Raw genomic sequence first — 22,458 nt, 5'->3', positions numbered from 1 at the left:
GGTCATGCACAGCCGTCGGCTCGGACACGTGTTCCTGTGGGTCGGAGTGATCGGCGGCTCGTTCGTGGCCGTGCGCGATCCCTCCGCGGTGCACTGGCCGGCCTACGGGGCGATGGCCGCACTGGCGCTCGGGGGCGTGGTGCTCCTGCGCAAGACGGCGGCGCAGGCCTCGGGGACCGCCGATCAGGTGGCCCAGCGAGTGGAGCGGCTCCGCGACGCGCTCGTGCGCGCCGACGAAGAGCTGCGGGCGCTGCACGAGGAGCTGGTCGCGCAGGGCGAGGGCGCCGATCCCTACGCGGTGCACGAGCGCCTCGATGCGCGGCTGGCCGAGCCGCTGGCCGTGTTCGCCGACGAGCGGGAGGCGATGATCCCGAGCTTCGGCCTCGCGGTGTACGGCGAGGTGATGACCCGCTTTGCTGCCGCGGAGCGCCTGGTCAACCGTACCTGGTCGGCCTCGGCGGATGGCTACATCGACGAGGTTCGGACCTGCGTGGCCCAGGCCCATGCGCTGATGGCCGAGGCGCGCGAGCGCTTCTTGGTGCTCGCCCCTCGCGACGAGCGGTAGGCAGGGACGAGCGGGTAGCTCCGCCCGGCTGCATCTGCGACCATCGGGCCGATGCGTGAACGAACCCCAGCTCGTGGAGCCGCCCTGTCGCTCGTCCTCCTCTCGGCATGCCCGGACTCGCCGGAGCCGCAGGACACCGACATGGGGACGACCACCGACGATCCGGACACCACCGGCTCGTCCTCCTCCTCCACGACCACGGGGGTCGACTCGACGACGACGGGGACCGAGGAGTGCGTGCCGAGCTCGGAGGAAGTGCAGCCGCTGTCCGCCCCGGTGGGGTGGTCCGAGATCGCCGGGAGCGTCGATCGGCTCCGCGAGTTCGTCCAGGACGACGACCCCGCGTACACCTATGCGCTCGACAGCCAGCAGAACGGCATCGGCTACACCACCTACTTCCTCCAGATGGATTCCCAGCAGTGGCGCTCCGAGGACGAGATCTCGCCCGCCATCTGGAGTCACTGGATGACGATCATCGTGCCGGACATGATCACCACCACCAAGGCTCACCTGGTGATCGTGGGCGGCGACGTGTCGGAGACCCTGCCGGGCATGGGCGAGCTGCCGCTCTTGATCCAGGTGGCGGTGGCCACGGGGACGCCGGCGGTGGTGCTGGGCCAGATCCCGGCCCAGCCCTCCACCGCTCCGGACCGGCCCGAGCCGATGTCGGAGGACGATCTGGTCGCGTACTCGTGGCGCAAGGCCATGGACACGCAGGATCCGACCTGGGCTGCATACTTCCCGATGACCAAGGCCTCGGTCCGCGCCATGGACACCATGCAGGAGTTCCTCGACCAGCGGATCGGACAGGCTCCCGACGGGTTCATCGTGACCGGCTTCTCCAAGCGCGGCGCCACGGCCTGGCTGACCGCCGCCGCCGACGATCGCGTCGAGGCGGTGGTGCCCGGGGTCTTCACCGCCCTCGAGCTCGACCAGCTCGCCGAGAAGCAATTCCGCAGCTACGGTCAATACGCCGACGCCGCCGACTCCTACGTCAACGAGAGCGTGCTGCAGGAGATCCGGTCCCCGGAGGGGTACTTCCTGCGCGGGGTGGTCGACCTCATCAGCTACGCCGATGCGCTGACGATGCCGCACTACGTGCTGCAGGCGGGCGGCGACGAGTTCTTCCTCGCCGACGCGACGCGGACGTTCCTGCATGCCATCCCCGGCGAGGCCACGCAGCGGATCGTCCCCAACGAGTCGCACAGCCTGGGGGAGAACCTCGACACCAACCTCATGGGCCTCACCGCCTGGTATCAGTCGATCCTGACGGGCGGGACGCGTCCCACCCTCACCGAGGAGGTCACCGACGGGGTCCTGACGATCCAGACCGACCAGGATCCTTCGAGCGTGGTGCTGTGGGTGGCGAACAATTCCGAGGTCCGGGACTTTCGCTACACGACGATCGCGGACGGGTGGCAGGCCACGCCGCTCGATCCCGTCGGCCCGCTGACCTACGAGGTCGAGCTGTCGATGCCCGCCCAGGGCTACGACGCGCACGTGGTCGAGTTCCGCTACCCCGGCGTCGACGGCACGCCCGAGGAGCAGATCTACTCGTCCCACGTCTACGTCACGCCCGAGGGTTTCCCCCACGATCTCGATCAGCCGCTGGGCTCCCCCGTGAGCCTGCCGCAGTGGCGGTGCGAGGCCGAGGGCGCGGTCGACATGGCGGACCCGGCCCACGCGATGCTGGCCGGTACGCTGCCCATGGTGGTCCGGGGCCAGCACATCGTCGACGTGGAGACGCTCGTGGGCGCATTGCTGGGCGACGAGACTCCGGAGGCGGAGGCGCTGGCCCAGTGTGCGGCTGCGCGCGTCAACGTCGAGCTGGGCAACCTGGGCTGGTACACGCCCGCGACCAGCGACACCTACGTCTGGGAGCACATCGTGTCGGCCGAGAACGAGGACGCGCCCCAGGCCCTGCTGCGGTGCCAGGCGCTGAACAACCTCTGAGGGGCGCTCGGCCGGGTCGGGCCTTGCGAGCCCCCGCGCGGCGGTTGTACACCGCCGGCCGTGAGCCTCCTGGTCCTGCAGGGCGTGTCGCTGGCCTTCGGCAAGAAGGATCTGCTGCGCGAGCTCGATCTTCGGATCGGCGCCCATGATCGCGTGGGCCTGACGGGGGTCAATGGCTCGGGCAAGAGCAGCCTGATGCGGCTGATGGCGGGCATGGCCACGCCCGATGGCGGCGAGGTGCGGGCGCGCCGGGGCCTGCGGATCGGCTATCTGCCCCAGGACATCCCGCCCCATGGCGGCACCACCGTGCTGGCCACCGTCACCGGCAGCGTGCCGGGGCGCGCCGACATCGACCAGGAGCTGCGTGCGGCCGAGGAGGAGATGCAGCGGGCGTCTCGGGAGACGGACGGGGCCGACGGCGAAGAGGCGCTGATGGCCGCGGCCGAGCGCTTGGCCGATGCGCACGAGCGCCAGGCCCACTTCGAGGAGCACTACTCCGAGCACGAAGCGCACCGCATCCTGGCCGGCCTGGGCTTCTCCGACACCGACCATGGGCGCGACGTGGGCGAGCTGTCGGGCGGCTGGCGGATGCGGGCCCATCTGGGAGCGCTGCTGTTCCAGCGCCCCGAGCTCTTGCTGCTCGACGAGCCCACCAACCACCTCGACCTGCCCTCGGTGGCATGGTTCGGCGACTTCCTGCGCCGCTACCCCCACGGGTTCGTGCTCATCTGCCACGACCGCGAGTTCCTCAACGAGCAGATCGATCGGGTGGTGAGCCTCGAGGTCGAGGGCACGCGGCAGTACCGGGGCGACTACGAGTCGTACCGCAAGCAGCGGGCCGAAGAGGAGATCGTGCTCGAGAACCAGGCCAAGAACCTGCAGCGCGAGCGCGAGCAGGCCGAGCGCTTCATCACCCGCTTTCGCGCCCAGGCCAACAAGGCGCGCGCCGTCCAGAGCCGCATCAAGGCGCTCGAGAAGATGGACGAGGTGGTCACCTTCAGCCGTCGCGAGGTGATGCGGCTGCGCTTTCCCCCCACCGAGCGCACGGGCGCGGTGGTGGTGGAGGTGGAGGGGCTGCGCAAGGCGTTCGGCGATCACGTGGTGTTCCCCGGCAACGACCTCCGGGTGCAGCGCGGCGAGAAGATCGGGATCATCGGCAAGAACGGCGCCGGCAAGACCACGCTGCTCAAGATGATCGCGGGCGAGCTGGCCGCCGACGCGGGCGCGATCACGCTGGGGAACAAGGTCAAGGTGGGCTACTACGCGCAGCACCACGCCGAGACCCTGCAGCCCGGGCGCACCGTGTTCGAGGAGGTGGCGGCGGCCAACCCCCGCGCCGGCGCCACGCGGGTCCGCACGCTCCTGGGCTCGTTCCTGTTCCACGAGGAAGACGTGGACAAGCCCATCGACGTGCTCTCGGGCGGCGAGCGGGCGCGGGTGGCCCTGGCCAAGATCCTCATCGATCCCGGCAACGTGCTGTTGATGGACGAGCCCACCAACCACCTCGACCTCGACTCGAGCGAGGCGCTGGCGGAGGCGCTGACCTCGTTCGATGGCTCGCTGGTGTTCGTGAGCCACAACCGCAGCTTCATTCGCACGCTGGCCACGCGGATCTGGGACGTGGCAGACGGACGCGTGGAGACCTATCCGGGTACGCTCGACGAGTACCTCGACCGGCACCGCGATCCGGAGCGTGCCGCGATGGAGGCGGCGACCTCGGCGGCACCGGGGCCCACCAGGGAACCGGCCCGGGCGGTGGCCGCGACCACGCCCGACGCGGCGGCGGCTTCGTCGGTGCCCGTCGAGAGCCGCGAGCAGCGGAGGGCCCGCAAGCGCGAGGAAGCGCAGCGCCGGGCCGAGCAGAACCGGGCACTCGGTCCGCTGCAGCAGCGGATCAAGGACATCGAGGCCAGGATCGAGGCGCTCGAGACCCGGCAGCGCGAGCACAACCTGGCCCTGGCCGATCCTGCGCTCTACGACGACCCCAGGCGCCGCGATGCGCTGCTGGCCGAGTACCAGCGCGACAGCACCGAGCTGTCGGAGCTGACGGACGCATGGGAGCTGGCCCAGGCCGAGCTCGACGAGGCACGCGCGGGCTTGCCCGGGTGAGCCCGCGGGCTCACAGCGCCTTGGCGTGGCCGCGCAGGTAGCTCGCCACCCCGTCGGCCGTGGCGTCCATGCCGACCTGTCCCCTGCGCCAGCCCGCGGGGCAGACCTCGCCGTGCTCCTCGTGGAACTGCAGCGCATCCACCAGGCGCACCAGCTCGTCCATGTCACGGCCGAGCGGGAGATCGTTGACGAGCTGGGCGCGCACGATCCCCGCCTGGTCGATGAGGAACGACGCGCGCAGGGCCACGCCGCCCGCGGTCTCCACCCCATAGGCGCGGCAGATCTCGTGCTTGACGTCGGCCGCCATGGTGTAGCGCACCGGGCCGATCCCGCCCGCGTCGATGGGCGTGTTGCGCCAGGCGTGGTGGGTGTACTGCGAGTCGATCGAGACTGCGATCACCTCCACGTTGCGCTCGCGCAGGATCTCGATGCGGTGATCGAGCGCGATGAGCTCGCTGGGGCACACGAACGTGAAGTCGAGCGGATAGAACACCAGCAGGCCATACTTGCCCTCCAGCGCGGTCGACAGCCGAAACGCGTCGTCGATCGAGCCGTCGGGGCGCACGGCGGCGCAGGTGAAGTCGGGAGCAGGGCGGGTGACGAGGACGGTCATGATGGGGTGGTCTCCGGGAGGGTGAGCATCCAGGGGCACGCGGCCAGCGTGTGCAGGAGCGTGCGAGGAGGTGGCGCGCCGAGCTGGTCGCGGAGCTGGTCGCGCAGCGAGGGCGCGGCGAAGGTCAGCCGCATGCAGGGGGGCAGGTGGGTGGTGATGCCGACCGCGGCGTCGCGGCGGCGGAGCGCAGAGGTGAAGCCGAGCTCCACCCCAAAGCGGAGGTACTGCACGGGATCGTCGTCGTCGTCGCCAGGCGCCGCGAGCTGGCTGTCGCAGCGGATGCCGTCGACCGACAGCGTGACGGCGCCGGGGCGGCGCAGCGCCGTCGCGAGGGCCCGGCCGCGCGAGCGGCTGCCGCCGTCGATCATCGCCGTGGCCCGCAGCTCGCCGGGGCGCGGCACCAGGCAGTCGTACTGCGACAGCTCGCGCTCCACGTGCTCGGGCGTGTGGCCGTCGACTCGCAGCACCTCGTGGATCTGCGCGAGCACGGTCTCGCGGCTCTCGAACAGGAGGACGACCTCGGGTGCGATCCGGACGCGACGGTGACGCCGCAGCTCGGTCATCAGCCGTAGGTATCGCGGACGGATGCGCTCGTACGCCTCGCTCGACAGCACGTCGGGAGGGCGCAGGGGCAAGAAGCGCGCAGCGGGAGGGACCGAGGGCGCGAGGGAGTCGAGGGGGTACGCGGTCATGATCGGGAGGGAAAGGAGTCGGCCCACTCGGAGCGCCGCGGGAGCGAAACGCCTTGCTCCGAGTGGGCCGACGACCGTGCCTTGGGAGAGTATGCTTTGATAAAATTGAAAGTCAAAATCAAAAATTGGAATTAAGCGTGAGTGCCATCTCGGATCGATTCATCGGCCGAATATCGAAAATCATGATAATCGAAATCAATTGAGAGGGCCCGCACCGCACGGTCGGACCTCTTGGGCGAGCGCGACTGGTTACCCCGCGGCGGGCCCGTCGCCCGGGTCGATCACCAGCACGTGCACGCGGCCGTCCTCGTCGTGGGCGTTGTAGACCAGCAGGCGATCACGCCACGGCAGCATGCGCATGTGTCGGGTCTCGATGGGCAGCGCGTCGATCAGCGTGGACCACGAGCCGGTCGCGGGATCGAACACCTCGACCGAGCGATCGGCCGCCAGCTCGCCGCCTTGGGCCGGGCGCGAGGAGCCGCCCGCCAGGTAGAGCTTGCCGCCGAGCGCGACGAGCTCGGCCGACAACCGCGGACGTGCGGGCCCGGGCAGCGCGTGCCAGGTACCGCTCGATAGGTCGAGCACCTCGCACTCTTCCACCAAGGCGAAGCCTTCGCGCATGCCCCCGACCAGGTAGACGCGGTCGCCGAGCTGGGCGGAGGCGAACGCCCGCCGCGGCCGCGGCAGCTCGAGGCCCGAGGGCACGAGCCCGGCCTTGGGATCGTGCAGCGGGGCGTGCAGCACCGAGCGCTCGTGTCGGAACTGATCGTCCTTGGAGCGCCGCGGATCGTAGTCGAGGCCGCCGAGCACCCACAGCGTGCCGTCGTGCTCGGCCAGGCCGAGCTGGGTGCGCCCCAGGCCCGGCAGGCCGCCGGGGCGCGGGGTCCAGCGATCGGCGACGGGCTCGTACACGTGGAGCTCGGGGTGGGTGCGCGCCACCTCGCCGTCGTGGCCGAAGCCGCCCACGGCGAGCGCGGTGCCATCGGACGTGATCAGCGTGGACATCGTCTGACGACGTGCGGGATAGGGGGCCATGGGCGACCACTCGAACGTGACGAGGTCGAGGCGCGCGCCCTGGTCGGTGAAGTGCTGGGGCTCGAAGTCGTGCTGGCCCAGGCTCACGTTGCCGCCGAACACGTAGAGGGCATCGTCGAGCAGGAACACGCCCTGGCGGTTGCGGGCGGCCGCGGGGTTGCTCAGCTCCACGTGGGCCACGCTGGGCGAGCGCGGGTGCTGGCCCACGGCGATGCGCTCGACGGGGCGCACGCGGGTGCCCGTGGCCATCGAGCGGATGCCTCCCAGCACCGCCAGCTCGGCCGGCCCGGTGGCGACGAAGCGGTGGAAGAAGCGGGGGAGTGCCATCGAGGTCTCGCGCTCCCAGGCGGGGGCGCCCACGCGCCAGCGGTGGATCACGCCGTCGCTGCCGCCGGCGTAGACGGTGTCGTCGATGCCGACCGCGGCCACGCCGAAGCCGGCGCCGGGGAAGTCGGGGCCGCGGGTCCAGGCCTGCCCCGCGGGGTCGTACACGTCGACCGCCTGCGAGACGCTGCCCTCGGGATCGAGGCCGCCGACCACCACCAGCCGATCGGCGGCCGCGGCCGCGGCCACGGCTCGGCGGCGGAACGGGGCTTCGAAGCGCGACCACTCGGCCGCGTCGTCGTGCAGCGGGCGCGAAGCGGCGGTGTCGAGCCAGGTGGGGGCGCCCGGGCCGTCGAGCTGCCAGCCGCCGACCACGTAGAGCGTGTCGCCGACCGCGATCGCGTCGTGCGACGAGCGGGGCTCGGGCAGCGGCGGTAGCTCGGTCCAGCGCAGGGCGCTCGGATCGAAGCGGGCGACGCCGTCCTGCGAGCGGAGATCGGCGGGCTGCCCCGCGGGGTTTTGGGCCTGCATGCCACCCGCGCGGTAGAGCGCGTCGCCGTGGGTCACCAGCGCCACGCTCTGCAGCTTGGGCCCGCTGCCCAGGTCCTCCCACGTGCCCGTGGCCAGCGACAGCCGCACGAGGGCACCCGATTGCCCCGCCTCGGAGTAGTCGTGCGGGCGGCCGAAGTACCCGCCGTAGACGTAGAGATGCTCGCCGTGGAGCGCCGCACCGAAGCTGGTGAGCGCCTGGGGAAGCATCGGCAGGTCGCCCTCGACCGATCGCGGCAGCGGCCGTGGAGTGACGGAGGCCAGGGCCACGGCGGGTGGGGGCGCGGTCGAACCGGGGCTCGAGGAAGAAGCGGCGACCGGCGTGCATGCGAGCATCGCCAGTCCAGCAAGGACACCGGAGCGCGGGCGGGGGAGGGGCATACGGGGAGACTATAGAATTGAAAACGACTTTCAAGACTTTGATTTTGGTCACGAAACGGCCGGCTGGACCGGGTACGATTCCGTTTGAATTCAATTTTGAAAACTGTTTTCAATATAGCCATGCGATGCATGCTCGGCCTGGCGGGGATGCTGGCCTGCACGTGGGTGGGGCCCGGCTGCGCGGGTGATCTGGCGCGCGCGTCCTCCGGCGCGATCGGGTGTGCACCCGACGAGATCGCGATCGACGACGTGTCGATCGGCTGGGCAGAGACGAGCTGGGCGGCGTCGTGCCGTGGAGCGAGCTTTCGCTGCGCGGGCGAGCACTCGCCGTCGTGCGCGCCGCTGCTGACCGCATCCGAGCCCGCGCCTACGCCCGCGCCCACGCCCAAGCAATCACGTCCCCCACCGTCGTCGACGGAGCGGTCCGACCCCGAGCCGGTCGACGAGCCGCCGGCCGCGTACGAGCCCGTGCCGTCGTCCGCTCCCGAGCCCATGCCGGACTCCGCGACCGTCGTCGCGCCCACCTCCGAGGATCCCCATGCTGCACATGCTCCACCGTGACCCACTGCCCACCCTCGGCCGCTGCGCGGCTGCATTGCTCGCGCTCACCCTCGCGTCGTCGTGCGCCGACGACGGGGAGGCGACCGATTCCTCGAGCGGTCCCGATCCTTCGAGCGAGACCGGTGATGCACCGACCACCACGACGCCGGACGAGGGCACCACGGCCGCGCCCACGACCTCCGAGCCCGACGACACCACGGCCGCCACCGCCGATGCCACCGAGACGGGCGAGCCGTCGTGCGATCACGCGGTGGCCTGCGAGGACGCGATGATCCTCGACCTCGGCCTGGTGGACGGGGTGACCAGCGAGGGCGCGGTGAGCAGCATGCCCGACGGCGCCGGCTTCGTGAGCGAGATCGACGCCTCGGCAGGAGGCTTGCCCAACGCCCCGATGAACCCGTGGGTGTACATGCGCTTCACCGACGAGGGCCTGCAGCGGGTCGACATCGACGACCTACAGAGCCTGGGCTCGCACGACTGGCACATCGCGGCCAAGCGCTTCGCCATCCGGATCAACGGCGGCACGGGGGGACCTTCGTGCGTGCAGGCGGCGCTCGCAGACGGCGTGGCCTACGAGGAGCTCGACGCGGTGCCCGGCGGGGCCGCGTTCGCCGAGGAGGCGTTCTATGACGATGGCTGCACGCTGGTGGACGACGGCATGGGGCAGGGCAGCCCCAACTACCTGCTGACGCCGTGGTGGGGCTACGCGGGCTGCGTGGCCACGACGGGCGTGCCGTTCGTGCTGCAGCTGCCCGATGGCCGCACGCTCAAGCTGGTGATCGACGCCTACTACGGCTCGGGGCAGGAAGGGTGCAACGAGACCGGCATGATGGGCAGCGACAGCGCACACTTCACCTGGCGCTGGAGCTTCCTCGAGTGACCGCGGCGCGTCGCCTGCTGCTGGTGGGAGCGCTCGCGCTGCCCTGCGCCACCGCGCGCGCCGAGCCCCGGCCCACCGAGGGCGGGCTGTGGTCGTTCGACGGGGATGACGTGGTGGAGCACTGGGACGAGCCCACGGGGGTGGTGCGGGTGCACTACTCGGTGGCGGGGCGAAACCAGACGCGGCTGCTCGACGACGACGGCGATCTCGTACCGGACTTCCCCCAGCAAGTGGCGCAGACCACCGCGCAGGCGCTCTCGATCTTCGCGGACGAGCTGCTGCTGCGGCCCCCGGTGAGCGAGGCGACGCTGGGTCTCGAGCTGCTCGGCGGCAGCCCGGCGCTCGACGTGTACCTGGTGGACTTCGGTGGGGCCTCCGACGGGCGCTTTGGCGTGGACGGCTGCACCGAGGGCGGCCCCCGGCACTGCGTGGGCTTCCTGGTGATCGAGAACGACTTCGTGGGCTACGGCTACGGCAGCCTGCAGGAGGCGGTGGAGGTGGTGGCCGTGCACGAGGCGTTCCACGCGGTGCAGGCGGCCTACGGGACGCTGCCGATCTGGATGAGCGAAGGCATGGCCGTGTGGGGACAGCGGCAGTTCGCGCCGCAGTGGCCCGACTTCCTGCACTGGTGCAACGCCTACCTCGCCGCTCCGGGGCGGCCGCTCGACGAGCCCCCGCCGGGGCCGGTGCCCGCGTTCGCCTACGGCACTGCGCTGTGGTGGGACTACCTCGGCGAGCGCCACGACCCGGTGGTGATGGGGGAGGTGCTGCTGGCGATGGAGACCGCCGACGGCAGCGAGGCCGACGGGATGGCGGCGGTGGTCGAGGCGCTGCAGGGGCGGTCGGACGGGCTGACGGCCGCGTTCGGCGAGTTCGCGCGCGCCAACCTGGCCACGGGCGCTCGCGCCGGCCGAGCGACGACGCATGCCTACGCGGCGCAGCTCGAGCCCATCGTGGCGAGCGAGGAGGGCTGGCCGCTCGAGGTGGACGCGCGCGTGTATGGTGTGGCGACCGAGTACTGGAGGATCGATCACCCGGGCGGCCCGCTGTGGCTCGGGGCCGATGCTCCGCTGCCCGGGGTGGAGCTGTCGCTGCATGCCGTGCAGGACGGAGCGCCCGACGGGGTGGTCGAGGATCCGCTGGCGCTCGAGACGGTCGAGGCGCAAGGGGTGATCGCGATGGCGGGCGGAGCCGCGCTGCCGGCCGGGGGCTACTGGCTGGTGGTGGCGCGGCCGGTCGAGGCGTCGAGCTCGGCGCGGGCACGGGTGTGCGTGGGCGACGAGGTGCACGCGGCCGGCTGCGCGCCCGATGAGGGCACGACGGGGGCGCTGGACGACACGGGCGCGCTCGATTCGAGCACGGGCGAGCCGCCCGGGGACGAGTCGAGCGAAGGGGGCACGCAGCAGGGCACCGACGCGACCTCGGACGGGATGGCGGTCGGCGAGGGCCAGGGCTGCAGCTGCCGAGCACGCGCGGCCGGCGAGCGTGTGCCCCTCTCGTGGCTGGCGTGGTCGATGGTGGTGCTGGGCCTTCGGTCCTCGAGGCGGCGATGGTGAGCGCGGTGCTGGTGGCTCGCATGATGGCGGGGCTGCTGGTCGAGCCGGTCGCGCCGCCGCCCGAGCCGGTGCCGGTGCCGGCCCGGCAAGACGACGAGGACGAGGCGCTCGACGAGCCCGAGGCGGACGACGAGCAGGTCCGTACGATCGTCGTGACCGGCACCCGAACCGAGCAATCGCTCGCCGACACTCCCGTGGCCACGCAGGTCGTGTCTCGCACCGAGGTCGAGGAGAGCGGCGGCGAGAGCCTGGCCGAGGTGCTCGAGCAGGTGCCCGGGGTGGCGCTCACGCGCGGGGTGGGGGGCACGGGGATCCAGCTGCAGGGGCTCGACCCTCGCTACACGCTGGTGCTGGTCGATGGCCAGCGCACCACGGGGCGGGTCGACGGCACCATGGATCTGTCGCGGTTCCCCGCCGAGGACGTCGGGCAGATCGAGATCGTGCGCGGGCCGGGCTCGGTGCTCTACGGCGCCGATGCGCTGGCGGGGACGATCAACGTGATCACCCGCCGTCCCACGCGGCCGCACGAGGCGGAGGTCCATGCGGCCTACGGGGGCCTGCGCACCGTCGATCTCACCGGGCGAGTGGCGCTGACCCGTGAGCGCTACGCGGGCTCGGCGAGCGCGGGCTTGCACCGCACCGACGGCTGGGATGCCGATCCGTCCGATGTGGCCACCACGGGCAGCGCCCAGGCGCTGTGGCGGGTGGGCACGCGTCAGGAGCTGCGCGAGCTGGGGCCGCTGTCGCTCCTGGGCACCGCCGACTACCTGCGGCGCGACCAGAGCCGCGTGGACATGGATGCGGCCGGAGCGGTGTTCGATCGCCGCAATCGCACCGAGGTGATCACGGTGGGGCTGGTCCCGCGGATCGAGCTGTCGGCGTCGTCGCTGCGGGTGAGCGGGTCGTACAACCTGTGGCGCGACCAGTTCGTGCAGGACCAACGAGGCTCGACCGCGCTCGATCAGTCGCAGGACACGTGGGATCACCTCGCGCAGGCCACCGCCCAGTACGATCACGCGATTGGCCAGCACGCGGTGACGGTGGGCGCCGATCTCCAGGCCGAGGTGCTGCGCTCCGATCGCATCGAGCCGACACGGGTGGATCGCCAGCGCTACGCGATCCTGGCCCAGGACGAGTGGACCCCGAGCCTGGCACCGCGGGTGGCGGTGGTGGCCGGGGCACGGCTCGACTTGGACACGTACTTCGGGATCTACCCCACGCCGCGGATCGCCCTGATGCTGCGCCCGAGCGAGCGCTGGACGATCCGCGCGAGCTACGGCCGGGGCTATCGCGCGCCGAGCTTTCGCGAGATGTTCCTGCAGTTCGCCAACCCCTCGGCGGGCTACGTGGTGCGCGGCAACGCCGAGCTGCGGCCGGAGACCTCGTGGAGCAGCAGCGTGTCGGCCGAGGTGCGGCCGTGGTCGTGGCTGTGGCTGTCGGGGCAGGTGTTCGACCATCGCTTGCAGGACACGATCGTGGTCGACACCGTCGACGATGGCGGCGAGGTCACGCAGTTCGGCTACGTCAACGTGGGCGAGGCCCAGAGCCGCGGCGTGGAGACGGCGGCGGCGCTGTCGGTGCTCGAGCCGCTGGCGCTCGAGGGCTCCTACGCGTTCGCGCATGCGTGGGACGTGGAGAACCAGCGCCTGCTGCCCGGTCGCCCACGCCACCAGGGCACGGCGGGGCTGCGATTCCATCGGCGGCGCTGGGGCACGAGCCTGCGGGTGCGGGCCACGATCCAGGGGCGACGCCTCTTCTACGCCGACGTGGACGGCGATGCGGTCGAGGACGAACAGCCCACGCCGCCGTTCGCCACGCTCGATCTCCGGCTCGGCCAGGCGCTGCTGGCCGAGCACGTACAGGCGTTCGCCGGGGTCGAGAACCTGCTCGATGCCGGCGACGCGACCACCAACCCGATCCCGCCGCGCACGTTCTACGGCGGGGTCACCCTGCGCTACTGACCCGAAGGTAGGAAGGACGACCGATGAGTACATCCACCTGGTTCTCGAGCACGATGATGGTACTGGTCATGACCGGCTGTGCGCCCGATCTCGGCGAGACGCTCGGCGATGGCAGCAGCACCACCGATGCGCCCGCCGAGGAGGGCGGCGGGCCGCAGGTTCAGCACGAGGACGAGGGCGACGGCGTCACCGTGAGCACCATCGATGCCACCGACCAGGAGCAGTGGATCTACCTCGATCTCGAGTCCCGCGAGCAGCGGGACCCGGCCGATCCAGCCGACTCGGACGAGTGGGACCTGGGGCTGCGGCGGTTCGCGATCGCGATCAACGGCGGGAGCTCGGGCACGGGCGGGATGGAGGCGGTGATGCTCGAGGGCACGACGTTCGACGCCGTGACCTCGATCCCCACCGAGGGCTGGGTGACCGATGCACCCGACGGCGACGACGAGAACGAGGACCCCGACTACGCGCTCGATGAGTGGTACGACTACGACTTCATGACCCACGTGCTCACGCCCAAGCCAGTCGTGTACGTGGTGCGCACCGTGGAGGGCAATGCGTATAAGGTGGAGATCGGCGGGTACTACGACGAGGCGGGCACCTCGGGCGTCTTCACGGTCCGCTGGGCCGCGCTCGCGCCCGGGTGATGCGCCTAACCGGCCATCCGACCAAAGCGGGCCTCGTCGACGGCCGAGAGCAGATCATCGAGCTCGAACGGCTTGTCGAGCACCAGCGAGGCCCCCTGCCGGCGTCCCTGCTCGTGCACGTCGTGGCTGCCGAAGGCCGTCATCAGGATCATGGGGATGCGTCGCCCATCGTCCTGCAATTCCTGCAGGGCCTCGAGCCCATCGAGGCCCGGCATGTACACGTCGCTCACGATCACGTCGATGGGGGGAAGGGAGCCCACGGGGGTGGACTCGTCGATCCGCTTGAGCAGGGCCGTACCGTCCCGGACACAGAAGACTCGGTATCCCCGACGACGCAGGTAACACGACAACAGGTCGAGGAGATCGGGGTCGTCCTCGGCGAGGAGCACGTTCCCGAGCGGCAGGGGGATCGTCAGGGTCGAGGTGGGCTGGGTGGCCGTGGTGATCATGTCGGCTGGCCTTTGCACGTGGCGTGCCGTCGAGCCCGAAGCCCGTGGACACGACGGCCTCGCCGACTGGACATGGTGCAGGACATCGGTGCCGGCCACGGGCGGGACGTCCTCACGGCTCCGTCCCAGGACGAGTGAGGCAGGAGGGCTCAGTGCGACCTCCTGTCACGCACGCGTGCCTCGGGTGGTGCTCGACGGGGGAACCATTGGCAGGACCGAAGGGGGCGGCTCGTCGTGACCTTCGTCGTTGGCCTGGCGGGCGGTCGAGGGTTCGGTCAGGATACGGGGACGGCACCCCCCAGCGCGCTCCTGCTGGTGCTCTCCCTCCTGATGATGGGGCCTCCCCCGTCGGGTGCCGACGGCGTGGAGGCGGAGGTCGAGGCCACCACGGGCGAGGCCACGACCACCGGTCCTCCGAGCACGGGCACGGCGACCACGGACGAGGCCACGAGCGCCACGACCGGTGGTGCGCTCACGGACGAGGCCACCACGGAGGGGAGCACCCAGACCTCTGCGGAGGATCTCGGAGCGGCGCTCACGGACGACGGAGAATCGTCGGTCGGCCCTTCGATCGACGGCGAGACCACGGGCGAGCTCCCGGTCGCGCCTCCGCGCTCGGAGGACGCCTCGTCACCCGTCCCCGTCGAGCCCTCGATCCCACCCGTGGCCGAGCGCCCCTGGGTGGTGATCAAGACCTTGATCGGCCTGCTGCTGCTGGTGGTGTTGGCCTACCTGGGCGGGCAGGCGTGGTTTCGTCGCATCGAGGAGTGGCTGGGGATCTCGCGGGTGGTCGCGGCCGGGTTCCCCTTCCTGCTGCTGGGCCTGCTCGCGCGCAGCGATGCGGTGGGGATCCTGACCGACTCCGTGCTCGCGCACCTGCGTCCGTTGCTGCACCTGGGGCTCGGGTGGCTGGGGCTGACGGTGGGGATGCGGGTGGAGCTGGGCCGTCTGTCGGTGCTGCCCCGGGGAACGCCCACCATCCTGGGCATCGGGACCGGAATGCCGCTCTTGCTGGTGGCCCTGGCCAGCGCGCTGGCGCTGGGGGCGGACCGCTTGGTGCTCGACATGGCGCTGGTCGATCCGGGGCTCGTGCGCGATGCCCTGCTGCTGGGGGCCGCGGGGGCGGTGGCGGCCGATTCCGATGCGCTGCGCATGGGGGCGCGACGAGCCAGCGCGGTCGTACGCGAGCGCCTGACCCTGCTGGCGAGCATGGACGAGATCGTCGGCCTGCTGGTGCTGGCGTTCGTGACCGTGTACTTCCGCTCGCCGGGCAGCTGGAACGTGCCCGGGACCGCGTGGCTGTTCATCACCTTCGGGCTGTCGGCCTGCGTGGGCTTCGTGATCTACGTGATCCTGCGCCTGCCGGCCTCGGGCAGCGAGCGGGTCGCCCTGCTGCTGGGCTCGGTGGCCTTCACCGCGGGCATGGCCAGCGAGCTGCAGCTGTCGGCGCTGGTGGTGTGCTGCACCGTGGGCGTGCTGCTGGCCAACTTCCCGGGTGATCATGCCGAGCCGCTGCGCGCGATCCTGGCGCGGCTCGAGGCGCCGATCTACCTCGTGTTCCTGGTGGTGGCGGGCGCGCTGTGGCAGCCGTGGGATCCGCTGGGCTGGGTGCTCATGCTCGTCGTGCTGGGGGCGCGGCTGCTGGGTCGCCTGGTGGGTGAGCGCCTGGTGTGGCGTCGCATCGACGCCGCGCTGCCGCGGCAGGCCCTGCGGGCGCTGGTGCTCTCCCCGCTGGGGACCCTGCCCATCGCCATGGTGATCAACGCCGAGCTGCTGCATCCCGGATCGCACGGTCAGTCGGCCATCATCACGGCGATCATCGGAGGGGCGATGCTCAGCGAGGTGCTGGTGTCGCTCTACTGGCGCTTCGAGCCGCCGCCCGCGGAGGGGGAGGGACCCGACGCATGAACGTGCTGGTGCTGCTGGCGCTGGTGGGCTTCATGACCGCCACGCGCACCTTCAACGCCGAGGAGTCGGCGTTCATCGGGTCGATCACGCTGCTCGTGGTGGGGTACCTGCTGCTCACCGCCCACTTCATGGGCAAGGTGGTGGCGCGCCTGCAGCTGCCCAAGCTCACCGGCTACATCGGCGCGGGGATCCTGGCCGGTGCATCGGGGCTCGACCTCATCCCCGACGAGGCGCTCGACAACGCCAAGATCTTCACGGGGGTGGCGGTGGCCCTCATCGCCTTGACGGCCGGCTCGGAGCTCGAGCTCCGACGCATGCGCGCGCTGTGGCGGGCGATCGGCTGGATCACCGGGCTGGCGGTGGTCGGTGGTGCGCTGGTGCTGGCGGGCACCGTGCTGGGCCTGTCGCGGTGGCTGCCGTTCATGGCCGGCCTGACGCCACCGCAAGCGGCTGCGATTGCGCTGGTGCTGGGCGCGGTGATGGCCGCGCAGTCACCCGCGGTGGTGGTGGCGCTGCGCACCGAGCTGCAGGCCGACGGACCGGTGTGCCGCACGGTGCTGGGGGTGGTGGTGATCGCCGATCTGGTGGTGATCGTGCTGTTCACGGGGGCGAGCACCGTGGCCGACGCGCTGATGGGTGGATCGGCCGAGCTGGGGCAGACGGTGCTTCGCCTCGCCTGGGAGCTGTTCGGCTCGATCGCGGTGGGGATCGGGGTGGGGGGGCCGCTGGCCTTCTATCTTCGGCGAGTCGGCCACGACGCCGGGCTGATCGTGCTCGTGGTCGCGTTCGTGGTGGCCGAGGTGGGGCATCGGGTGGGGCTCGATCCGCTGCTGGTCGCGCTGGCCGCGGGGCTCTTGGTGCGCAACGCGACCGAGCAGGGAGATGCGCTGCACCACGCCATCGAGGGCTCGGCGCTGCCCGTGTACCTGGTGTTCTTCGCGGTCACGGGGGCCACCATCCACCTGCACGTGCTCGCGGTGGTGGGGGTGCCGGCCGTGATCCTGGTGCTGGTGAGGGCGAGCGCGTTCATGGTGGGCGCACGCGTGGCCTGCCGCATTGCGGGGGCGGAGGACGTGGTGCGGCGCTTCGTGGGCTTTGGACTGCTGCCGCAGGCCGGCCTCGCGCTGGCGTTGTCGACGCTGTTCGCCCGCACCTTTCCCGAGCTCGGACCCGATGCCGCCGCGCTCACCCTCGGCATCGTGGCGCTCAACGAGCTGGTCGCGCCGGTCGCCTACCGGCTCGCCCTGATCCGATCGGGTGAGGCGGGTGCGGCGGGCTCGGAGTCGGCACTTCCGGTCCCCGTGGCGGCAGCGGAGGGCCCACCTCCGTGAGGGAGCACCATGCATCCAGCCGCTGCTGCCACGGCTCCAACCGCCATGGCCTCGTTCGGGCTGCTCCCAGACAGCGACTCCACCGAGCCTCCTCCCGCCTCGACGGCGACCCCGAGCGGTCGCTTCGCCGCCCACTGCCTGCAGTGGGCTCGCGATGACGAGCGCCTGCAGACGGAGGCCGTGCCCGGCAACGCGCTGCCCCACGATGGTCCCGACCTCGTGCACTTCGAAGGGCACACCGCTCGACCCACCCGGGCCCCGGAGCTGGCGTACGGCGGGTTCCTGGGCCTGACGGCGGCGTGGATCGTGCTGGTGATCGCCGATCGCCTGCGCGCGCCGGCGGTGCTCGATGGCGGGCTGCTGCGCCTTGCGGGGTGGGGGCTGTTGGTGCTCGCGTGCCTGGTGATGCTGGCCGCGTGGCTCATCGCTCGTCGGGCGCGCTCGCCGGTGATGGCGATGATCGACACGAGCGAGGATCCGGTGACCGAGCAGGAGCTGCGCAGCTGGCAGGGCAGGGGGCGGGGTCGCCTGTGGGTGTTCTCGCAGCGCGGGTTCGAGGGCTCGGCCGTCGCGTTCGCGCTGGCCGCCGGCATCCGCTGCCTGTCGCCGGCCGGCGCGGCGTTCGTGGACACCGGGGCCCAGCAGCTCGCGGCCACGCCCACGGCCGCGCGAGGGCCTCGCGAGCGCCGCCCGTCGTAGGCGTGGCTCGTGGGCGCGTTTTTGATGCCGGCTACTTGAGCCGTCCGAGCGCCTTGCGGGCGTCCTTGGCGTAGCGCCCCTCGGGCGCGAGCTCGAGGTACTTGCCATAGGCCACGCGTGCGACTTCCTTGGCGCCCTTGGCCTCCTGGATCACCCCGATGGTGAGCCAGCAGGCCGAGGTGTCGGGCGCGACCTCGGTGCAGCGATTCGAGGTGGACAGCGAGTCGTCGAGCTTGCCCTGCTCGAGGTAGACCTGCGCCATGAGGGTGAGCGCCTCGGGGTGGTCGGGGGCGGTGGTCAGGATCTCCTGGAGCTTCTCTCCCGCGAGCCTGAGCTTGCTCGAGCTGCCCTTGGAGCCGGCCTCGTACGCGGCGCGGGCCTCGTCGAGCTTGGCCATCGTCGCGGGATCGAGGGCGGTCGGGGCCGGGGGCTTGGTCGCGCCTCCGTCGGCCGGGGCCACTTCGCCGCCGTCGGCCTTGGTCTCGGGCTCCACCGGCTGCCCCTCGCCGTCGGCCTTGGCTTCGTCCTTGGTCTCGGCCTTGGCCTCGCCCTTGGCGTCCTTGGCCTCGCCTTCCTCACCCGCATCTCCCCCCTCGGCGCCCTCGGCCACCTCGTCGGTCTCGGGATCGCTCGGGAACAGGTAGTCGCGGAACAGCAGCACGCCCGCCACCACGATCACGCCGGCCGCGAGCAGGATGGGTCGCCACGGCAGCGGGGTGGGGGCGGGACCGGCCGCGCCAAAGTCGTCGAAGCCCTCGTCGCCCTCGTAGCCCTCGTCGTCCTCGTCGAGGAACCCCTCGTCGAAGCCCCCGACCCCGGCGGCGCGAGGGGGCGGGAACTCGTCGTCGAGCGCGTCCTCGTCGAAGTCATCGGGGCGGCGGGGGCTGGGAGCCGGTGGCATCACCTCGGCCGCGGCCTCGCGTCGTCGGCCGCGTCCACGTGCCTCGTGGGGCTCGTGCTCGTCGGCGTGGTGCTCGGCCTCGTCGCGCGTGCCCTTGGTCTTGCGCCGTCGCGGCGGCTCGGGCTCGTCGAGGAGCTGGTCGCGAGGAATGTCGGGGATGGTCGGGCGCTCCGACAGCTCGAGCTCCTGGCGGGACCGCTCGCGTCGCTGGGCCCGCTGGGTGCGGGGCGGCGGAAGCTCGTCGTCGTAGTGGTCGCGCTCGCGAGAGCGCGGGCGCTCGGGCAGCCCCACCGCGCGAAGGCTGCCCGCGGGCAGCGTGACCCCCGGCTCGTCCTCGAGCACCGCGTGGCCGCGGCCCGCGGCCGATACGGAGGATCTGGGCTCGTCGTAGGGCTCTGCGCGCTCGTTCGCCGAGCGCACGGGGTGCGGCGCGGGATCGACCGTCTCGCGCACGGCCGCCGCGCTCTGGCGGATCCGCTCCATGCGGAGCGCGACCTCTTCGAGCGTGTTGCGATCGGTGGGGGGGACCTCGGGCTCGCGCGACTCGGCGCGCGCCACCTGGGCGTTGGCCAGCCACGCCGGAGCCGACCAGGTGCGCGCGGGCTCGGGCTCGCGTCGCGACAGATCGGCCAAGCTCGAGCCCACGGGCAAGGTCGCCGAGGTGTCCCCGCGCGGCGGCGGGTCGTCGTGGAGCTCGTGGAGGTCGAGCTCGGGTGCCGCAGGAGCCCCCACGGGCTCCGGCGCGCGTGCAGGGGCAACGCCCGCCGCCGTGTCCGACCACACGGGCCGCTTGCTTGGGTCGAGCCACTCGCCGCAGTAGCGGCACTTGGCCGCTTGGTCTTGGATCAGCTCCGCACAGTAGGGACAGGGCTTCACGGCCAGCGGACATTAGCATAGCGAACAAAGGTTCCAAGCCGCGCGCGCGGGACGGCCACGCGAGGCCCGGCAAGCCCTCTGTGCGGCCTCTTGGGCTCCCGCACGGCGCTTTCGTTCAGTCGGGTCGTCCTGGGCGTTCGCGGGAGGCCGTGCGGCTCGTGCTAGCGTCTCGGGCGAATGGATCCCAGCATCCATCATGCCCAGGGGCTTGTGTCTTCCTCTTCCCAAGGCCTTGCGTGGGACGGTTTGTCGCAGCGGCTCGGAGCGCCGCCGGCCCGGCTGACGCTGGCCAAGCTGCCCACGCCGGTCGAGCGCGTGCCGGGGCTCGACGTGGGGGGAGCCGAGGTCTGGGTCAAGCGCGACGACGTCAGCAGCGACGTCTACGGCGGAGGCAAGGTTCGCAAGCTCGAGTGGGTGCTGGCCAACGCCCCCTACGACGGCGACGGGCCGATCCTCTCGGTGGGCGGGGTGGGAAGCCACCACCTGCTGGCGCTGGCGCTGTTCCTGCGGCAGCAGGGGCGCTCGCTCCATGCGCTGACGTTCACCCAGACGCTCACCCCGCACGTGCGTCGGAACCTCGCGGTGCTCGTGTCCTGCGGTGCACGGCTGTGGAACGTGAAGTCGCGGGCCCGGCTGCCGTGGGCGTGGCTGGCCTACCACGTGTGGCGTCGACCCGAGCGCATGGGGGTCTCGATGCCCGCGGGCGCGAGCACGGCGCTGGGGTGTCTGGGCTTCGTGGAGGCGGGACTCGAGCTGTCGGCGCAGATCGACGCGGGGCTGCTGCCGCTGCCGCGGGTGGTGTTCGTGACCGCGGGCTCGGCGGGAACATCGGCCGGGCTGGCCCTGGGCCTGGCGCTCGCGGGACGATCCATGCGCCTGCACCTGGTGTCGTCGGTGGAGCGCTGGGGGTTCAACGGGGTGATGTTTCGCCGCATGCTGGGCATGGCCCACCGGGTGATGGTCCAGCACGGGCTGCCGGCCTCGCAGGCGAAGGGGAGCGCGGGGCAGCTGCTCGAGCACGCCGGCGTGACCTGGTGCATCGACCACTCGCAGGTGGGCGGTGGCTATGGCGTGCCCACCGACGCCGCCACGCAGGCGATGGAGGACGCGCGCGCCCAGGGGCTGCGGCTCGAGACCACCTACACCGCCAAGTGCGTGGCCGGCATGCGACGCGCCCTGGCCGAGCACCCGGTGGAGGGCCCGGTGCTGTTCTGGAACACGCACGCGAGCAACGACCTTCGCGCGCACGTTCGCGAGGGGTGGCAGGCCGACTGCCCGTTCGCACCTTGATGCTCGGGCCGCTCATGCCTCGCCCTCCTCGGGCGCGGGTCGGGCCGATCGCTGGTCGTACGCGGGATCCCAGGCCAGCTCGGCGCGGTGACGCAGCAAGGCCTCGGGCTGGTGCTCGGCGATGAAGGCCACCAGCCGCTCCCGCACCACGCAGCGCAGCTCGAACAGCGGGCCCGATTCCTGGGCGCTCACCAGCACCCGCACCACCTTCCCGTGGTCGCGCAGCTCGGTCACCTGGACCACCGCCGCTCTGCCGTCCCACTGCGGCGTGGTCTGAAGGATCGTCGTCAGCTCCGCCCGGAGCGGCTCGACGTCGGCCCGGAGGTCGAGCAGCAGCTCCACCGTGCCGAGCAGCTGGGCCGACGAGCGGGTCCAGCTCTCGAACGGTGCCTCCATGATGCGGGTGACCGGGACGATCAGGCGCCGCTCGTCCCAGATCCGGATCACCACGTAGGTGAGCGTGATCTCCTCCACGCGACCCCAGTAGCCGTCGATCACCACGACGTCGTCGATGCGGATCGGCTGGGCCAGCGCGAGCTGGACGCCGGCCACCACGGTGGCGATGCTGCGCTGGGCGGCGAAGCCCACCACGATGCCCGCCACGCCCGCCGAGGCCAGCAGCCCCGCCCCCACCTGCCGGACCTGGGGAAACGTCATCAGCGCAAACGCCAGGGTCAGCAGCACCACGAGGAACGCCGCGATGTTGCGGAAGGCGCGGACCTGGGTGTGGACCCGTCGGGCGTGCAGATCCTCGCCGCCGCTGGCGTAGCGAGCGGCGATGATGCGCTCGACCGTTCGCAGGGTACGCAGGGCCACCCAGCCCGCGGTGATGATCACGAGCACCAGCGCCGCGTGCTGCAGCGGATCGGCCACGTGCTCGGGCAGCGGCACCAGCGGGAGCGTCAGCGGTAGCGAGACCACGGGCAGCACCCAGCGCAGCGGGCCCGCGAGGTCATGGACGATCTCGTCGTCGAGCGCGTGCTTGGTTCGCCGGGCCCAGCGCCGCAGGCCTCGTGCGGCCAGCCACCCCAGTCCGTGGGCGACCAGCGCCACCGCGATCACGACGACCAACGCCCAGGCGAGGGAGGCGATCACGACGAGCATCCTTCACCCCACGGCTGCGGTCGCAAGCCGCGTTGCGAGGGCCCTTGCAGGCGCTAGGCCGCAGGGCGTGGAGC

Annotated in this window: 18 protein-coding genes; 12 read left to right on the top strand and 6 right to left on the bottom strand. The window is 71.8% G+C overall.

Annotation, left to right across the window (positions count from 1 at the left end):
• The first annotated feature begins 4 nt into the window (after positions 1-4).
• The 3 genes from OEB96_RS10525 to OEB96_RS10515 are packed head-to-tail and all read left to right on the top strand — an operon-like array spanning position 5 to position 4,627.
• A complete protein-coding gene (locus tag OEB96_RS10525; protein WP_266215409.1) occupies positions 5-565 on the top strand; it encodes a hypothetical protein in 561 nt (186 codons plus the stop codon).
• A gap of 51 nt (positions 566-616) precedes the next feature.
• Positions 617-2,518, top strand: a complete 1,902-nt coding sequence (locus OEB96_RS10520) for a PhoPQ-activated protein PqaA family protein (protein WP_266215408.1) — start codon at positions 617-619, stop codon at positions 2,516-2,518.
• Positions 2,519-2,578: 60 nt separating this feature from the next.
• Positions 2,579-4,627: an ABC-F family ATP-binding cassette domain-containing protein gene (locus tag OEB96_RS10515; RefSeq protein WP_266215407.1), complete on the top strand. Its 2,049-nt coding sequence runs from the start codon at positions 2,579-2,581 to the stop codon at positions 4,625-4,627.
• A 10-nt stretch (positions 4,628-4,637) separates the two neighbouring features.
• Here the strand turns inward: OEB96_RS10515 and OEB96_RS10510 are convergent, their stop codons facing one another.
• From OEB96_RS10510 to OEB96_RS10500, 3 genes are all read right to left on the bottom strand, one after another.
• Positions 4,638-5,240 (bottom strand): peroxiredoxin, encoded by a 603-nt coding sequence (locus OEB96_RS10510; RefSeq protein ID WP_266215406.1) that lies wholly within the window; start codon positions 5,238-5,240, stop codon positions 4,638-4,640.
• Complete coding sequence (locus tag OEB96_RS10505) at positions 5,237-5,932, bottom strand: DUF3501 family protein (protein ID WP_266215405.1); 696 nt, start codon at positions 5,930-5,932, stop codon at positions 5,237-5,239. The genes OEB96_RS10510 and OEB96_RS10505 overlap by 4 nt, the downstream gene beginning before the upstream one ends.
• Before the next feature lie 249 nt (positions 5,933-6,181).
• Positions 6,182-8,110: a Kelch repeat-containing protein gene (locus OEB96_RS10500; RefSeq protein ID WP_266215404.1), complete on the bottom strand. Its 1,929-nt coding sequence runs from the start codon at positions 8,108-8,110 to the stop codon at positions 6,182-6,184.
• A 231-nt stretch (positions 8,111-8,341) separates the two neighbouring features.
• Between OEB96_RS10500 and OEB96_RS10495 the strand changes: the two genes are divergently transcribed.
• The 5 genes from OEB96_RS10495 to OEB96_RS10475 are packed head-to-tail and all read left to right on the top strand — an operon-like array spanning position 8,342 to position 13,826.
• On the top strand, positions 8,342-8,782 hold the full coding sequence (locus OEB96_RS10495; RefSeq protein WP_266215403.1) for a hypothetical protein: 441 nt from the start codon (positions 8,342-8,344) through the stop codon (positions 8,780-8,782).
• A complete protein-coding gene (locus OEB96_RS10490; RefSeq protein ID WP_266215402.1) occupies positions 8,769-9,662 on the top strand; it encodes an HmuY family protein in 894 nt (297 codons plus the stop codon). Before OEB96_RS10495 ends, OEB96_RS10490 begins: the two co-directional genes overlap by 14 nt.
• Complete coding sequence (locus OEB96_RS10485; protein ID WP_266215401.1) at positions 9,659-11,218, top strand: MXAN_6640 family putative metalloprotease; 1,560 nt, start codon at positions 9,659-9,661, stop codon at positions 11,216-11,218. The genes OEB96_RS10490 and OEB96_RS10485 overlap by 4 nt, the downstream gene beginning before the upstream one ends.
• Positions 11,161-13,179, top strand: coding sequence for a TonB-dependent receptor plug domain-containing protein (locus tag OEB96_RS10480; RefSeq protein ID WP_266215400.1), 2,019 nt, complete (start codon positions 11,161-11,163; stop codon positions 13,177-13,179). The genes OEB96_RS10485 and OEB96_RS10480 overlap by 58 nt, the downstream gene beginning before the upstream one ends.
• Positions 13,180-13,202: 23 nt before the next feature.
• Positions 13,203-13,826, top strand: a complete 624-nt coding sequence (locus OEB96_RS10475) for an HmuY family protein (protein ID WP_266215399.1) — start codon at positions 13,203-13,205, stop codon at positions 13,824-13,826.
• Positions 13,827-13,831: 5 nt separating this feature from the next.
• Here the strand turns inward: OEB96_RS10475 and OEB96_RS10470 are convergent, their stop codons facing one another.
• Positions 13,832-14,275: a response regulator gene (locus tag OEB96_RS10470; protein WP_266215398.1), complete on the bottom strand. Its 444-nt coding sequence runs from the start codon at positions 14,273-14,275 to the stop codon at positions 13,832-13,834.
• Positions 14,276-14,509: 234 nt separating this feature from the next.
• Here OEB96_RS10470 and OEB96_RS10465 point away from each other — a divergent pair, with 234 nt between their 5' ends.
• Genes OEB96_RS10465 through OEB96_RS10455 form a run of 3 tightly spaced genes read left to right on the top strand, consistent with a single transcriptional unit; the run spans position 14,510 to position 18,213 of the window.
• Positions 14,510-16,183 (top strand): cation:proton antiporter, encoded by a 1,674-nt coding sequence (locus OEB96_RS10465; RefSeq protein ID WP_266215397.1) that lies wholly within the window; start codon positions 14,510-14,512, stop codon positions 16,181-16,183.
• On the top strand, positions 16,180-17,514 hold the full coding sequence (locus OEB96_RS10460; protein WP_266215396.1) for a cation:proton antiporter: 1,335 nt from the start codon (positions 16,180-16,182) through the stop codon (positions 17,512-17,514). Before OEB96_RS10465 ends, OEB96_RS10460 begins: the two co-directional genes overlap by 4 nt.
• 45 nt (positions 17,515-17,559) lie before the next feature.
• Positions 17,560-18,213 (top strand): hypothetical protein, encoded by a 654-nt coding sequence (locus OEB96_RS10455; RefSeq protein ID WP_266215395.1) that lies wholly within the window; start codon positions 17,560-17,562, stop codon positions 18,211-18,213.
• Between the two features lie 31 nt (positions 18,214-18,244).
• Here OEB96_RS10455 and OEB96_RS10450 read toward each other — a convergent pair whose 3' ends face one another.
• Entirely contained in the window at positions 18,245-19,990 is a 1,746-nt protein-coding gene (locus OEB96_RS10450; protein ID WP_266215394.1) for a tetratricopeptide repeat protein, read from the bottom strand.
• Between the two features lie 246 nt (positions 19,991-20,236).
• Here OEB96_RS10450 and OEB96_RS10445 point away from each other — a divergent pair, with 246 nt between their 5' ends.
• Positions 20,237-21,280, top strand: a complete 1,044-nt coding sequence (locus OEB96_RS10445) for a pyridoxal-phosphate dependent enzyme (protein ID WP_266215393.1) — start codon at positions 20,237-20,239, stop codon at positions 21,278-21,280.
• 12 nt (positions 21,281-21,292) lie between these two features.
• Here OEB96_RS10445 and OEB96_RS10440 read toward each other — a convergent pair whose 3' ends face one another.
• Positions 21,293-22,375 carry a mechanosensitive ion channel family protein gene (locus tag OEB96_RS10440; protein WP_266215392.1) on the bottom strand — a complete coding sequence of 361 codons (1,083 nt, stop codon included), beginning with the start codon at positions 22,373-22,375 and terminating at the stop codon, positions 21,293-21,295.
• Between the last annotated feature and the right edge of the window lie 83 nt (positions 22,376-22,458).

Source organism: Paraliomyxa miuraensis (assembly GCF_026337845.1).
Lineage (GTDB): Bacteria > Myxococcota_A > Polyangia > Nannocystales > Nannocystaceae > Paraliomyxa > Paraliomyxa miuraensis.
Note: the sequence above shows the minus strand (reverse complement) of the source record. Positions and strands in the feature narration are given on the sequence as shown.

Bases quoted from the DNA above. Each gene is read 5' to 3' on its own strand.
- OEB96_RS10525 (WP_266215409.1), top strand. From the start codon at position 5: ATGCACAGCCGTCGGCTCGGACACGTGTTCCTGTGGGTCGGAGTGATC.
- OEB96_RS10510 (WP_266215406.1), bottom strand. From the start codon at position 5,240: ATGACCGTCCTCGTCACCCGCCCTGCTCCCGACTTCACCTGCGCCGCC.
- OEB96_RS10495 (WP_266215403.1), top strand. From the start codon at position 8,342: ATGCGATGCATGCTCGGCCTGGCGGGGATGCTGGCCTGCACGTGGGTG.
- OEB96_RS10505 (WP_266215405.1), bottom strand. From the start codon at position 5,932: ATGACCGCGTACCCCCTCGACTCCCTCGCGCCCTCGGTCCCTCCCGCT.
- OEB96_RS10470 (WP_266215398.1), bottom strand. From the start codon at position 14,275: ATGATCACCACGGCCACCCAGCCCACCTCGACCCTGACGATCCCCCTG.
- OEB96_RS10455 (WP_266215395.1), top strand. From the start codon at position 17,560: ATGGCCTCGTTCGGGCTGCTCCCAGACAGCGACTCCACCGAGCCTCCT.
- OEB96_RS10490 (WP_266215402.1), top strand. From the start codon at position 8,769: ATGCTCCACCGTGACCCACTGCCCACCCTCGGCCGCTGCGCGGCTGCA.
- OEB96_RS10520 (WP_266215408.1), top strand. From the start codon at position 617: ATGCGTGAACGAACCCCAGCTCGTGGAGCCGCCCTGTCGCTCGTCCTC.
- OEB96_RS10475 (WP_266215399.1), top strand. From the start codon at position 13,203: ATGAGTACATCCACCTGGTTCTCGAGCACGATGATGGTACTGGTCATG.
- OEB96_RS10460 (WP_266215396.1), top strand. From the start codon at position 16,180: ATGAACGTGCTGGTGCTGCTGGCGCTGGTGGGCTTCATGACCGCCACG.